Consider the following 13,510-nt stretch of genomic DNA (forward strand, 5'->3'; position numbering starts at 1 on the left):
CTCGATGAAATATACGGTCTGGTCTGGCCGTCGAAGAGCAGTACGTCGGGCCGTTGAAACCCACCGGCTCGACAACCGACTACTCGGCGTCGAGATTCACCAGTTCGACCGCCGCGGGCACCGACTCGAGTACCGCCGCGGGCCAGCCCCGGTGTGCCAGCGTGAACTCGGTGTCCGGATTCGTCTCGACCAGCCGCGTCACACCGTCTGCAGCGGCCTCGAGTGCCGCACGATCAGTCCGATCCGGCACCTCGGCCGTGAGCGGGTAGCTCTTCGAGAGCGCCCGCGGGAACGGGCCGAACGGTGGCTCGACGCGCCAGGAGTCGTCGAACTCGTCGCCGCGCGGCGAATCACCTTCCGTCAGGAGCAGCGAGTTCGGCACCGAGAGCCGGTCGAGTCGCTGGTGGTGTCGCAGCACCTCGGGTCGGCGCGCGCTCTCGTGGGATGTGTAGAAGAACGCTCCCTTCGAGACCGGATCCGTCTGCTCGAGTGCCCCAGCGTGATCGAGCAGTGCCCGGTAGCCGTCGAGCATCGTCGGGTGGGCGCGAGCGCGCTGCTCGACGAGTTCGAGCAGGGTGCCGGCGCGGATGGCCTGCTTGATCCGGCGGATTTCGGCGAACGTGACGTGGAGGTTGTGAGCGGCGAGTTCTTTTTCGCGCTCCTTGTCGGGAAGTTCACGGATGTCAGCCGGCGAGTTGGCGGCACAGACGGGACAGGAACACGGGAAGTACTCGAGGTCCTCGAGATTCCGAGTGCCGCGAACGGTGAGGTAGCGGTCGTCGCGCGCGTAGAGTGCATAGGCCGCGGAATCAAAGAGGTCACAGCCCATCGCAGCGGCGAGTGCGAACATCATGGGGTGGCCGGCACCGAAGAGGTGAACCGGTGCGTCGGCACCCAGGCCGCGCTTTGCGGCGGCGACGGCGTCGATTACGTCGTCGTAGCGGTAGTCGTTCATCAGCGGGACGACCGCGCCAACGGGGAAGACATCGAGGTCGGTCGCGTCGGCGTGACGGCCCGCCTCCTCCCGGAGATCCGGGTAGGTCGAGCCCTGAACGGGTGCGGTAACGAGCATCTCGCCCGTGTCGACGCCTTCGGCAGCGTCGAGGCGTTCCTGTGTCGTCGCGAGTTCCTCCTCGGCCCGCTCGCGAGGAACGTCCGGCGGCGTCGGAATGTCGACCGGCGTGCCGATATCCGAGCCGATCGCGTGCTGGAACTCCAGAATCTCCTCCGTCGTAACGTCGATATCGCCGTACTCGGCGAGCTGGAACGAGCCCGAGTCGGTCATGATCGCCCCCGGGAAATCGAGCAGGTCGTGGAGCCCCTTCTCGAGTGCCTCCTCGCGGACATCGTCGGTGCCGTGGATGATGTAGGAGTTCGTGATGAGAATTTCAGCGCCGAACTCGTCGGCGAGCCGACGGGGGCTGATCGTGTCCAGATTCGGGTTGATCACCGGCAGGAGGGCGGGCGTTTCGACGGTGGTGTCGGCTCGCGGAACGGTCAGTTCGCCGAGCCGGCCGCCAGCGTCGGTCTCCCGGATTTCGAAGCACTCGCGCATCGACAGTGTGTTGACGAGCGAACCGGTAAACGTTCCGTTCTCCGGGCGTTTGCTGGCAGCGGGTCGACGGGAAGCAAGTCGGTGGCTGGTGAACAGCCAGCTTCTGGTGTGTCCGTTCTCGAGCCCGGGCTGACTCGTCTCGGGCTACGACATTCGCAGCCGATGACAGTCACACAATCAGTAATGAATGGGCCATTAGCGACGATTGCAGGGCTTCTAACTGCCATTTCCATCCTGACATGACTGAAACAGTCAGCTTGTTTTAGCCGCTCGCGTGGGGAAGCCCCGAGCGCATGGTTTCACGATCACAGCAACTCGGTGTCGTTTTCGTGGCACTCCTGGTCGCGCTGTCGGGGGGTCCTGCCCTCGCCGGCGGATCGGGACCAGCCGCGGACGACACTGAGGACGGAGACATGGGCGCGACGGTCGAGAACGCACAGGTAGGGACACTCGAGTTAGACGAAGTCACGATCGAAGAGGCGACGATCGAGGAGTTAACTGTCGAACAGCTCGACGTTGACCACGAACAGCTTCATGCGTTGCTTGGTGACGAGCACGAGGAGGCTGACGAGCCCGGTGTTGACGACGACGGGCTCGACGATGAGAACGGTATCGACGACGCTGACGACGAGTACGACGACAACGGCGTCGATGATGCCGATGACGAGTACGAGGATGATGGCCTCGACGAGAACGGTGTCGAGGATGACGGTGTCGAAGACGACGAATACGACGACAATGGCGTCGAGGATAACGGCATCGAGGATGACGAATACGACGACAATGGCGTCGATGACGACGGCCTCGACGAGAACGGCGTTGACGACAACGGTATCGACGACGCCGACGAGATGGATCACGTCACCATCTCCGATATCCAGATCGACCAGCTCGTTCTGACCGACATCTCCATCGAGGATGTCGAGTTCGAGCACGAGGACGAGCTGATGGATGAGGATGTCGAGGATGAGGCAGACGAGGACATCGTGGTCGACGAGGATGAGGCCGTCGACGATGACGGCGTCGACGACGATGAACTCGACGACAACGGCGTTGACGAGAACGGTGTCGACGATGCCGACGAGTACGAGGACGACGAATACGATGAGAACGGTGTCGACGACGCTGATGATGAGTACGACGACAACGGCGTTGATGACGAATACAACGACAACGGCGTCGAAGACAACGGCGTGGAGGACGACGAATACGATGACAACGGTCTCGAGGAGAACGGCGTCGATGACACCGACGACCACGACCGCTTCGACGAGGACGCTGACGAACTCGTCGTCCAGGAGCTCACCATCGAGTCGATGACCGTTGCACAGCTCACCATCGACGAACTCGTCGTCGAAGACGAGATTGCCGATGACGAGCTGGATAACGGTGTCGACGAGGAGGATGACGTCGAAACTGATGACGACCTCGTGGATGACGAAGACGACGAACTGGTCGATGAGGACGACGATGAGCTGACAGACGATGACGAAATGACGGACGACGACGAGGCTGCTGTCGACACGGATGACGAGATGGTCGACGAGGACGACGAGTTGGCCGACGATGACGAAGCTACTGACGACGACGATCACACCGGCGCCTGCTGCGGTGCAGCAGATGACGAGAACGGCGTCGATGACGATGACTACGACGAGAACGGCGTTGAGGACAACGGCATCGACGACACCGACGACGAGTACGAGGATGATGAACTCGACGAGAACGGTGTCGACGACGCTGACGACGAGTACGACGACAACGGTGTCGAGGAGAACGGCGTTGACGATACCGACGACACCGAACTCGACGACAATGGCGTCGACGACACCGAGGAAGCCGTCCACGAAATCAGCCACCTCACGATCCAGCAGTTCACCGTCGACGAACTCACCGTCGAATCGATGACCGTCAGCGCCATCGACGACGAGATGGACGACGGCGTCGAAACCGACGACGAACTCGAGGAGCCTGACGAGGAAGCAGCACCTGATGAGAACGACGACGAGTACGAAACTGACGAGACCGATGCTGCTGTCGACGACGATGACGAGGCAGTAACCGAGTGCAACGTCGAGGAGACTGACGAGCACGCGGAGTACGATGACGGCGCGGACCACGACGAGAAAACAGATGACAAAGACGCTCACGATGACGAATACGACGACAAAGACGCTCACGACGACGAGTACGACGACAAGAATGCGGTAGATGAGACACACGACGACAAACACGACGAGCACGCGGACGACGATCACACCGTGGAGAACGACTACGAGGAGAACGGCGTTGACGATGCCGACGAGGTCGATGCGAACGGTGTCGACGCTGACGACGACTATGACGACAACGGCGTCGACGACAACGGTGTCGACGATACCGACGACACTGAACTAGACGACAACGGCATCGAGGACGATGAAACCGACGTTGACGACATGGACGACGTGACCATCGAATCGCTCTCCGTCTCGTCGATCACCGTCGGTGACGCGACTGCTGACAGCTTCTCGGTCGGCGAAGCGACCGGGATCGACGACTACGATGACGAACTTGACGACGGACTCGACGATGACGACGAGTACGACGATGATGCCGACTACGACGACAACGACGAAGAGTACGCACTCGCCGTCTAACGCGAAAGAGGAGACGAAAGCGAAAGCGAAACCAAAACCGGAACCGAGACGAGAAACAACCAGCTAGACGAACGGCACCGACCGCCTCTCGGTCGGTTCGCTGGTCAGTTATCGGCTATTTTTGACCACCAATCCGCAGCCAGTGTCCGTTCCTCTCTTAGCAGCTCGTCCGTGCGATAGCCCAACTGTACCCGCATACAGTAACTGTACCGCACACAGTATCCACACTGGTCGCACGACAGCTGTGCGATCTGTGTGGAACTAGTTGCAGTTGTTACTATATCCGTCCGCGAGTCAGGCCAACTGGCTCACGCTACTCGAGTACCATACCACCACCACTCATCACTGGAACAATCCGTGCTCGTGTCGGTCATCGATTGAGTACAGTCACCGGAGAGGTACTGACCGGCGGTAAATGAGTGGTTCCAATAATCAAGTGGCAGCCGCAGGCACAAACGCAATTCAGTTCAAACGGGTGGGCGAAATAGCCGCCGAAGACGTAAACGAAATATGATATGATGAACGAGTGATTAGCGACGATTGCACGAGTTCTAACTGGACTTTTCGGTACGATAAGCCTGTAACAGTCGGCTCGTTTTAGCCAATAGTAGGCGGTATGTCAGTCCGCATGGTTTCACGACCACAACAGATCGGAGTCGTCTTCGTTGCACTGCTGGTCGCACTGTCGGGGGGTCCTGCCCTCGCCGGCGCGACAGCACCTGCCGCGCAGGACGACACCGGAGACATGAGCGCAACACTCGAGAACGTACAGGTTGGCACACTCGACCTCGATGACGTCACGATCGAGGATGCCACCATCGAGGAGCTAAACGTCGAGCAGTTCGACGTTGATGCTGAAGAACTCGAAGAGGAACTGGACGAGAACGACGAAGCAGATGACGAAGAGAACGGAGTCGATGACAACGACGACGCTGCTGACGACGACAACGGCGTCGACGAGAACGATGAGAACGACAACGACGTCGCTGACGACAATGGCGTCGATGACGAGGACAACGGCGTTGACGACGCTGACGATGACGCCGAGTCCGTAATGATCTCTGACATCGAGATCGAGCAGCTCGAACTCGAGGACGTCTCGATCGAGGACCTCGAACTCGATGAAGATGAGATGGAAGACGAGATGGACGACGAGGAAATGGACGAGGATGACGACGCTGACGCCGACGACGAGAACGGTGTCGACGATGAAGACAACGGCGTCGATGATGAAGACGACAACGGCGTTGACGACAACGACGACACCAACGCGGACGACGAGGACAATGGTGTCGACGATGAGGACAACGGCGTTGACGACAACGACGACGCTGACGACGAAGCGACTGACGACGAGTTCGATCTCTTCGACGAGGACGCTGACGAGCTGACCGTCAACGAACTCACCATCGAAACCATGGATGTCGATCAGATGACGATCGACAACCTGGAGATCGAGGATGACGACGGTGTCCTCGACCAGATCGGTGACTTCTTCGACGGTATCTTCAACGATGACGACGAGAACGACGAGGCAGATGACGAGGACAACGGCGTCGATGACAACGACGACGCCGCCGACGATGACGCCACTGACGACGACAACGGCGTCGACGACGAAAACGATGAGAACGACAACGGCGTCGCTGACGACGAAGACGACGCAAACGGTGAGGAACTCGAGCACCTGACCATCGAGCAGTTCGACGTTGACGAGGTCACCATCGACTCGATGACGATCGAGTCACTCGAGGAGGCCGACGAGGATGACACCGACGACACCGAGGCAGATGACGAAGACAACGGTGTCGACGATGAGGACAACGGTGTCGACGATGACGAGAACGGCGTCGATGACGAGAACGACGACATGGCCGACGAGGATAACGGCGCTGTCGACGACGAGAACGGCGAGGATGACGCAGATGACGAGAACGGTGTCGCTGACGACGAAAACGACATGAACGACGAGGAGACCGTCTCGCACGCGAGCGCATCCTCAATCTCGATCGGCGACGCGACGGCAGAGACCGTCACGCTCGGTGACGCGTCCGACCTCGAAGACCTGACCGAGGAAGAGGACGAGATGGATGACGACGATGAGATGGACGACGATGACGACACCGACGAGGACAACGGTCTCGACGACGACAACGACAACGACGACCAGAACTCCATCGCAATCCTGGGCTAAGCTGACGCCAGCGCTCCCGCCCGGGAGCCGTTGAACGCAACCGTACCGACACAGACACGTTCCAGACACCCACTCGGCCCCGGCGTGCCATCGGCGCGCCCGGGCCTGGGGTCGCATTTTTCGTACACCAGACGCCATACCGACATCGCATACCGACATCGCGTCCCCGCGACTGTCTCCTCACTCAACCAGACAGACAAACAGCCAGCCAGACCCGGTCTCGAGTACAGTAGCGACAGCGACAGTCGGACGGGAGGCCTCACACGAGGTGTACAGGGTACCACCTGTTGCGCTCGCTACTCGGCACCCTCCTGCAGCTGATAGTACGACACCGCAAGCGCCAACCGCCCATCGCGAACGTCGCCAGCCAGCAGGGATTCGAGTACCGTCTCGAAGGCAACGGGTTCGACGCGGATGCTCTCGTTGTGGTCGAGTTCCTGTTCAGCCGTTGGCTGACAGTCCTCGGCGACGAAGACGTGCAGGACGGAGTCGGCGATGCCGTTTGCGGGTTCGACGGTGACGAGTGGCTCCATGCGGTCGGCTTCGTAGCCGGTTTCCTCGCGGAGTTCCCGGCGGGCGGCGGCTTCGAGGTCGGTGTCGTCGGGTTCGGTACCGCCGACGGGGAGGCTACGATTGACGCGGGAGACGGCCTGTCGCCACTCGTCGATGCAGACGACGTCGCCGTCGGCTGTGAACGGGAGGATGCAGACGCTTGGCGGTTCGGAGAGGTAATCGAAGTCGGTCTCGGTGCCGTCGGGCAGGCGAACGGACTCGTTAACGATATCGAAGCCCGGACAGGTGTACGCTACCTCTCGGTCGGTGGTTTCCCAGGCGAGCGGATCGGTCGGCATACCGACCGGTACGGCGCAGTCTGGCAAAAACGCGGCGTCACGGAGCGAGCGATGAGGCACTCGAATCTATCGGGGGCTAAATCGGCGGACAGCAGGCTATGCAGTCCGTTCTCTGGCCTGCAGTGGTCGTACAGGCTCTATAACAAAGCCACGAATGGATGAAGGTTGCAATTCAGAGGATGATCCATGGATCAGTTAACCGGATTCCAGCGTGATTTGCTGTACGTAATCGCAGGGAAGGATCGACCGTCCGGCCAAGAGATTCTCGACGATATCAATCGGTATATCGACCAGCCGGTCACTCACGGACGGCTGTATCCGAATCTCGATACACTCGTCGAGAAAGAACTCGTCGAGAAGGGGCAACTCGACCGCCGGACGAACTACTACGCACTGACACCGAAAGGACGACGGATCTTACAACGCCGTCAGGAGTGGGTCAACCAGTACGTCGACGTCTAAGCACTCCTGACGAGTTTCGTGCGACTTCTCGCATACGGATACTGCTGCCACTCACTGTGTAGACGTACCACTGTCGCCGTTCAGACATCACACTGTCACCGTTCTGCCTCGTCGCTGTCACCGTTCTGCCCTATCGCTGTCACCGTTCTGCCCTATCGCTGGCACCGTTCGGATACACCGCAGTCTGTCGCGTCGAATCTGTGACCTGCACCCCTCTCCCCGTACCTACTTGTGCGTCTGGCCCACTCGTTAAACCGCTCAATGACGGACCAGAGCCGTGACGTACTCTCCCGGTGGCTACTCCTGACAGGGAACCGTCTCCTCGTCGCCGTCGTCGTGCTGGCTCTCCTCTCGATAATCGCCGGCATCGCCGGATTTGGACCCGTTCGGGAGAACCACTCGCCGCTGTACTACCTGCTCGGCAGTCTGGTCGCCGGCAACATCACGCTTATCACCGTCGTCGTCTCGATCAACCAACTTGTCATCTCGCGTGACTTCGGCACACCGGGCGAACTCCAGCGCGAAATCCGCGAGACACTTGCCTTCCACCGCAGCGCGACGAACGGCTCGGCCGCTTCGCTCACACCCGCCGGCTTCCTCCGAGCGGCGATCGCTGACCTCGATAGGACGACCGCGGAACTCGGCACCGACGCACCCGAGGAGACACCGCTTCAGGAGTCATTACTCGCCGTTCGGGAACGCCTACAGGCACACACCGACCGTGTTTCAGCACGTCTCGGCTCCGATGACGACAGTCTCCGCACCGTCGTCCTCGCCATCTACCCCGTCCGCTATCTCGACTATGTACAGGACCTCTACTCAATTCAGGCGACCCATACTGCGAGGAGTTCCGCTCACACCGACGACCGACTTGCCCAGACCGTGGTTGCACTCGAGTCCCTCGACATCGCGCGGTACTACTTTCTCTCGATGTACATTCAGCAGGAACTCTCGCGGCTGTCGCGGCTGCTGGTCTATGCGGGGCTGCCGGCGATTGCGCTGGCTGGCGGTTCGCTCGTTCATCTCAGCGGGTACGATGGTGGTGCAACGCTCTCTGGAGCGTCGACGACGATCGTGACGGCAACGCTGCTGTTCGGTCTGTTCCCGATTGCGTTGCTCGCGGCTGCCGTGCTTCGGATTTCGACGATCGCACAGTCGATTTCGATTACGCCGTTCGATCCGAACTGAGAAAGTGACTGCCGGACTGTGATGCGCGTCTGCGGTCGGTGCTGGTCAGTTCCCGTTTTCGTTTTCGTCTCCGTCTCCGTCTCAGTCTTCGTCTTCGCCGTTTTCGCCACCGTTGTCTGCTGTGTCTTCGTCCTCGTCGCCCTCGTCTTCGTCCGCACCGTTCTCATCCGCTCCATTCTCGTCGTCCGTCACATCGGTTCCGGCCTCTTCGTCTCCGTCCTCATCCTCGTCGTCTTCGTCTTCGTCTTCGATATCCTGCCCGTTTCCAGTCCCCTCTTCAGCTTCTGGTTCGCCATCCTCGTCTTCCGGTGCAGTGTCCCCACAGCCCGCGATGAGCATCGCCGAAATCGTCGCGCCAGCCGTTCCGAGTAGCCGCCGCCGCGTTTGGTCACGTTTGGTTGTCATACTTCCGTTTCCCTACGGACGCGAATAAGCGCTGAGCCGACACCTGCGTGCACGTTCCACACCGTGCCGGTCTCTGTACTGTGCCTCTGTCACTGTCCGAATACAATACTCATCGCTCGTAGCCGTTCCCATCACAGCAATGACCAGATCGGCAGTCCTCTCGCCACACGCGCCGCTCCGACGCCCGAACTTATGTCGAATCCGCTCAATTAGCGCGTATGGAACTCACACTCCGCTTCTTTGCGACGTACCGCGAGGCAGTCGGCGAGAAAGAACGCAACCGAACCGTCGACGACGACGCAACCGTCGGCGACGTCCTCGCCGACCTCGAGTCACAGTACGACGGCCTCGACGGACAGCTACTCGAGTCCGGTGCGATTCGCCCGCAGTTGAGCGTGCTCAAGAACGGACGGGACGTGACGCACATGGCGGGTGCGGAGACGGAACTCGAAGACGGCGACGTTGTGTCTGTGTTCCCGCCGGTTGCGGGCGGTGGACGGCCGCAGTTGTGAGCAGCGCCAAGTCGTGTTGCTGGCGGTGAGTCAGTGGGTCGACCACAGCAATTTCTTGCAGCCTGTTTTCAATGCCCGAATGGATACGGCCGCGCCGGCCGGCGATTCCGAGAACGCTTTACGCATCGGTCCGCCGAGAGATAGCGAAGAGTGATCGAATGGAGAGGAACCCAGAGACCGACGTGTATCCCACGCAGGAGCGATCTGACCGAGAAATCGAGGATGGGACAGCGGGTGCGGACGAGTCGGAGACCGTAACTGGAACGGAGTCGGCGGCAGAGTCTGGTACCAGGGTGTCCGAACTGGAGTACGACTCCGACTCTGACCCCGACTCTGGTTCTGACTCGGACTTGAACCCTGGTGCTGACTCTGACCCCGATTCGAGCCCCGGCGCTCCCTCCGACACGGGCCAGAATCCGTCCCCGGATCCCGAAACCGTCACGTTCGGTTGGGAAGGCGTTCGAACCGGCTTTCTCACCTGTCTCCCCGTCGCACTCGGCGTCGGTGGCTACGGCATCGCCTTCGGCGTACTCGCCAACCAGGCCGGCCTGAGCGTCGCCGAGGCCGCGCTGATGAGCGCGACCGTCGTTGCTGGGGCCTCACAGATCGTCGCCGTCGAACTCTGGGCTGATCCGATTCCGATCGCTGCGGTGCTCGTCACGACGTTCGCGATCAATCTCCGATACTCGCTGATGGGCGCAGCGCTCCAGCCGTGGTTCAAACACCTCTCGCCGGCGAAGGTGTATGGGAGTCTCTTCGTCATGGCCGACGAGAACTGGGCGCTGACGATGCGAAACCTCCGATCGGGAGCCGGCTACGGCGCGTTCTTGCTCGGCAGCGGCTTCGCCGTCTGGCTCTTCTGGGTCGGCGCGACCGTCATCGGTGCCGTCGCCGGCGGTGTCGTCGGCGATCCGACCGAGTACGGCTTCGACTTCATTCTCGCAGCCGTTTTCCTCGCGCTTGCCGCCGAACTCTGGGAGGGAAAATCCTCGCTCGTCCCGTGGACCGTCGCGCTCGCAGTCGCTATCGTCGCCGCAGAACTCGTCCCGGGTCGGTGGTACATTCTACTCGGCGGCCTCGCAGCGGCCGCTGTCGAGGTGGTCCGTTATGATCAGTGACGCGCTGTCGCTCGACCCGCTCGTCGTCGGTGTCGTTCTCGCGATGGCCGCCGTCACGGTTCTCACGAAGGTCGGCGGCATCTGGATCGTCCGCCGCTTCGAACTCAGCGAGCGACTCGAGGCCGGCCTGAACGTCCTCCCGGGTGCGATCGTGATCGCCGTGCTCGGTCCGGAACTCGTGAACGGCGGGCCGGCAGAGTGGGGCGCTGCAGCCGTTGTCCTGGTCGTCATGTGGCGTACCGAGAGCATTTTGCTCGCGCTCTGTGCGGGTGTGCTCTCGGTCGTGGGATTCAGAGCGTTACTCTAGTGCGACAGCGGCGTGGACAGCGGATCGCCGACGCGCCTTTATCATCTCTGCGAATAAATGATCCGTATGACCCGCCGTATCGAACGCTCCTTTCGGGGAATCTCCGAGCGGCTCGCGATTCGGTACCTGACAAACCTCGGCGGCGAGCGCGTTGAGTCGGCAGCCGAGCACATATCCGCATCTGATTCCAACGGTGTGGACACCGGTTACGAACACGACGACCATGACGACCACCACGACCACGATACACCCAGCGACGGCACACCGCCAACCGTCGTGGGTGACACCTGGCAAGCGACACTCTCCTCAGAGTCCGTCCAGATCGGGCCGACGCTCACGCTAACCGAGGTCACCGTCGTCTTCGAAGGCCAGGAATCTGCCCCACTCGAGACGCTCGTCGAAGACTTCGCTCAGAAAGCCATGCGGGCGGGGGGATAGATGACCGAACCCGGCGATCCAATAGAGGGGCAGATCCTCCTGCTCACGGCCGCCAAAGCGAGCGTCCCGCCGGAGCGCCTGCCCGACCTCGTCGATCGGGCGCAGACACTCCTTGCACCCCGGCGTGACCGCTACCGCCGCGAGTTCGAGCGCGTCTACACCGATGCCGACCGCGAGGTGTTCCTCGTCGACTGGGGTCACTGGGACGACCTCGGCGAGGAACTCGAGTTGACCGAGCGGGAGACGGCAGCGGTACGGCGGGCACACGAGGAACAGGTGCGTCGAATCGGCCGTCGACAGGACCGTGAGGGGGAGTTCGAGACGGCGTTCGAGATTCGGGAGCCGGTGCTTATTGCGCGGTGACTGGTTCTGGTCCCGTTTCGCTCTTCGACGAATTTGCTGGCGACGACAGGGACGGGCCGCCGCCAGTTGAATCGGGTCGCACTCGAGTTGCCTTACTCGCGAAACGCATCACCGTGTCGACTCAGTCGGCACCGGCCGCCGCTGCCTCTTGTTCCTTGAGATGGTCAACGATTTCGTCGGTCTCGGCGACGAACTCGTCCATGTCGACCTCGTTGCCGTGCAGGGTCGTCGAGAAGTACCGGGTCGAACTGGCGAGTGAGACTGCCTCCTCGAGTTCGGCCTCGCTCACGTCGGCCAGCCGGGCTTCCTCGCGGTGGAAGTGTTCGCAGTACGGACACGCGATGGCGGCGGCGACGCCGACGCCGATAAGGCCCTTTTCGCGCGCCGAGAGCTCTGTTTCGCCGAGGGTAAGGTCTCGAAAGAGTCCCCAGCTGTGGTCGCCTGCGGGGGCTGCGATGTGTTCCATCCAGCTCGGTACCTGGCCGAGTGTCTGTTCGATTTCTTCCTGGGTGTCTGGTGTTGTCATGGTCGCGACCTCCATTGAAGCGTACAGGTTCCTATCGTAGATAGGCATCCGTTAGAAGTAATGCAGTGGCTGCCCGGCGTGCATGGGATGCACTCGAGCCGCTTGGTGCGTTCGGGTCACTGTCTGCGAGTCGATGGAGGGGTCGTAGCTACTGTTCCCGTCGGTGCTGGTCCGGCCGTTGTTGTTGTTCCGACCGTCGCTGCTCGCCCGCCGACGCGATCCACTCCGGCACCATCGCGACGACGGGCGCTGGGAGCCGCTCTAGCAGCCACTCACCCAGTCGAGCCAGCGGGTGCCTGAGTGCGGCGTACCCGATCGAAACCAGGAGCAACATCACAACCGCCGTCTCGATCGTGGCGTTCGCGTCGAAGACGAACAGGGCGGGAAACGCGAGCATCGCCGCCAGTGCGAGATCCGACGGCGCGCCGTCGTAGCGAATCCAGCGCCGCGGCGCGAGCCACCGGCCGTGATAGTGGCTGTAGACCGCCCGGTCCGAGGTGCCGAGCCAGGGTTTGAACTCGAGTCCGCAGCCGAAGAGATCCATGACAGAGTGCAGGCCGGCGGCGACGAGGAAGATGGCGAGCGCGACGGTAAGGTCACTCGGTGCGAGAACGGCGGCGAGCGACGCGGGTATGGCGAGCACCCAGTAGTAGACGGGAAAATGAAGCGTGCGACGATGGCCTGCGACGAGGTCGACATCGGGAAAGAGGCCGCCGAGAATCGCAGCGACGGCGGCGACGGTGCCGAAGGCGGGGGAGACGGTCGCGATGGCGGCGGCGAGCGCGAGCCCGGCGAGGGCGTGGGTCGTGGCCATCATCGTGCGTCTATCCGTGATTGGGATGGGGCTGGTATAGCAGCATCGGGTCTGAAGTGGTCGGAACCTGGGCGGGTATGCGTCGACTCGTTTCCCATTCGACCCTCGACATTCCCGACATTTCCGACACTCCCGCCA

General features: G+C 61.4%; 14 protein-coding genes. 9 read left to right on the forward strand and 5 right to left on the reverse strand.

The window, feature by feature from the left end:
• Positions 1-79: 79 nt before the first annotated feature.
• Positions 80-1,555 (reverse strand): tRNA guanosine(15) transglycosylase TgtA, encoded by a 1,476-nt coding sequence (gene tgtA, locus BBD46_RS15560; RefSeq protein WP_071402613.1) that lies wholly within the window; start codon positions 1,553-1,555, stop codon positions 80-82.
• Positions 1,556-1,848: 293 nt separating this feature from the next.
• Here tgtA and BBD46_RS15565 point away from each other — a divergent pair, with 293 nt between their 5' ends.
• Both BBD46_RS15565 and BBD46_RS15570 read left to right on the forward strand, forming a co-directional pair.
• On the forward strand, positions 1,849-4,194 hold the full coding sequence (locus tag BBD46_RS15565) for an AAA family ATPase (protein WP_071402614.1): 2,346 nt from the start codon (positions 1,849-1,851) through the stop codon (positions 4,192-4,194).
• A gap of 628 nt (positions 4,195-4,822) precedes the next feature.
• The gene (locus tag BBD46_RS15570; RefSeq protein WP_071402615.1) at positions 4,823-6,388 is read left to right on the forward strand and encodes a hypothetical protein; all 1,566 of its coding nucleotides are present in this window, start codon (positions 4,823-4,825) and stop codon (positions 6,386-6,388) included.
• Positions 6,389-6,684: 296 nt separating this feature from the next.
• Here BBD46_RS15570 and BBD46_RS15575 read toward each other — a convergent pair whose 3' ends face one another.
• The gene (locus tag BBD46_RS15575) at positions 6,685-7,239 is read right to left on the reverse strand and encodes an NUDIX hydrolase (protein WP_071402616.1); all 555 of its coding nucleotides are present in this window, start codon (positions 7,237-7,239) and stop codon (positions 6,685-6,687) included.
• A 186-nt stretch (positions 7,240-7,425) separates the two neighbouring features.
• Here BBD46_RS15575 and BBD46_RS15580 point away from each other — a divergent pair, with 186 nt between their 5' ends.
• Positions 7,426-7,701: a PadR family transcriptional regulator gene (locus tag BBD46_RS15580; RefSeq protein ID WP_006654120.1), complete on the forward strand. Its 276-nt coding sequence runs from the start codon at positions 7,426-7,428 to the stop codon at positions 7,699-7,701.
• A 261-nt stretch (positions 7,702-7,962) separates the two neighbouring features.
• Entirely contained in the window at positions 7,963-8,889 is a 927-nt protein-coding gene (locus tag BBD46_RS15585; protein ID WP_071402617.1) for a hypothetical protein, read from the forward strand.
• 81 nt (positions 8,890-8,970) lie between these two features.
• Here the strand turns inward: BBD46_RS15585 and BBD46_RS15590 are convergent, their stop codons facing one another.
• Complete coding sequence (locus tag BBD46_RS15590) at positions 8,971-9,294, reverse strand: hypothetical protein (protein WP_071402618.1); 324 nt, start codon at positions 9,292-9,294, stop codon at positions 8,971-8,973.
• Between the two features lie 218 nt (positions 9,295-9,512).
• On the opposite strand from BBD46_RS15590, the gene BBD46_RS15595 reads away from it, so the two are divergent.
• The 5 genes from BBD46_RS15595 (at position 9,513) to BBD46_RS15615 (ending at position 12,032) form a co-directional block, all read left to right on the forward strand.
• Positions 9,513-9,806, forward strand: a complete 294-nt coding sequence (locus tag BBD46_RS15595) for a ubiquitin-like small modifier protein 1 (RefSeq protein ID WP_071402619.1) — start codon at positions 9,513-9,515, stop codon at positions 9,804-9,806.
• A gap of 158 nt (positions 9,807-9,964) precedes the next feature.
• Entirely contained in the window at positions 9,965-10,924 is a 960-nt protein-coding gene (locus BBD46_RS15600) for an AzlC family ABC transporter permease (RefSeq protein WP_071402620.1), read from the forward strand.
• The gene (locus BBD46_RS15605) at positions 10,914-11,231 is read left to right on the forward strand and encodes an AzlD family protein (RefSeq protein ID WP_071402621.1); all 318 of its coding nucleotides are present in this window, start codon (positions 10,914-10,916) and stop codon (positions 11,229-11,231) included. Before BBD46_RS15600 ends, BBD46_RS15605 begins: the two co-directional genes overlap by 11 nt.
• A gap of 66 nt (positions 11,232-11,297) precedes the next feature.
• The gene (locus BBD46_RS15610) at positions 11,298-11,669 is read left to right on the forward strand and encodes a hypothetical protein (RefSeq protein ID WP_071402622.1); all 372 of its coding nucleotides are present in this window, start codon (positions 11,298-11,300) and stop codon (positions 11,667-11,669) included.
• Positions 11,670-12,032 (forward strand): hypothetical protein, encoded by a 363-nt coding sequence (locus BBD46_RS15615; protein WP_071402623.1) that lies wholly within the window; start codon positions 11,670-11,672, stop codon positions 12,030-12,032.
• Positions 12,033-12,153: 121 nt separating this feature from the next.
• Here the strand turns inward: BBD46_RS15615 and BBD46_RS15620 are convergent, their stop codons facing one another.
• Positions 12,154-12,558, reverse strand: coding sequence for a carboxymuconolactone decarboxylase family protein (locus BBD46_RS15620; RefSeq protein WP_071402712.1), 405 nt, complete (start codon positions 12,556-12,558; stop codon positions 12,154-12,156).
• A 148-nt stretch (positions 12,559-12,706) separates the two neighbouring features.
• Positions 12,707-13,375: a hypothetical protein gene (locus BBD46_RS15625; protein WP_071402624.1), complete on the reverse strand. Its 669-nt coding sequence runs from the start codon at positions 13,373-13,375 to the stop codon at positions 12,707-12,709.
• Positions 13,376-13,510: the final 135 nt, after the last annotated feature.

The organism is Natrialba sp. SSL1 (assembly GCF_001861355.1).
Taxonomy (GTDB): domain Archaea; phylum Halobacteriota; class Halobacteria; order Halobacteriales; family Natrialbaceae; genus Natrialba.